Source organism: Bacillus sp. AF62, from assembly GCF_050312695.1.
Taxonomy (GTDB): domain Bacteria; phylum Bacillota; class Bacilli; order Bacillales; family Bacillaceae_G; genus Bacillus_A; species Bacillus_A cereus.
The window spans coordinates 1-390 of sequence record NZ_JBNPJZ010000260.1 but is presented as its reverse complement, the minus strand read 5'-3'; the positions used below and the strand labels follow the sequence as shown (position 1 = coordinate 390).

Genomic DNA, 390 nt, shown 5'->3' with positions numbered 1-390 from the left:
ACATTGGCTTTCACATTCTTCCTTATTACGTACACGTACCAATGCAAATTATCATACCATTGATTGTATTATGTATCTCTTTAATATATAAAAGAAAATCACTTTGATAGGTTCTGATGCAAATAAAGGATACATTCCCAAGAAATAAAAATGATTCCTACTGGAATCATTTTTTACGCTGTTAATCCAAATAATTGATGAATAAATTCTTTTTGATTTTGAACAGACTGATCTTGTAAATCAACCTGTTCTTTTTTCATATGCATGGCGTCTACTCCTGCAAGAATACATGTGGCTGTACGAAAAGATGTAATTTCTAAGAACCTGTTTAGAATCTATGGTATAATCTGTACAAAAAAGGATATTTTCTATGATACATAATTATACAAG

General features: G+C 29.5%; 1 pseudogene. It reads right to left on the bottom strand.

The window, feature by feature from the left end:
• Nucleotides 1-173: 173 nt before the first annotated feature.
• Nucleotides 174-314 (bottom strand): annotated as a pseudogene (locus ACQRBL_RS32635) (IS6 family transposase); the annotation flags it as partial.
• Nucleotides 315-390: the final 76 nt, after the last annotated feature.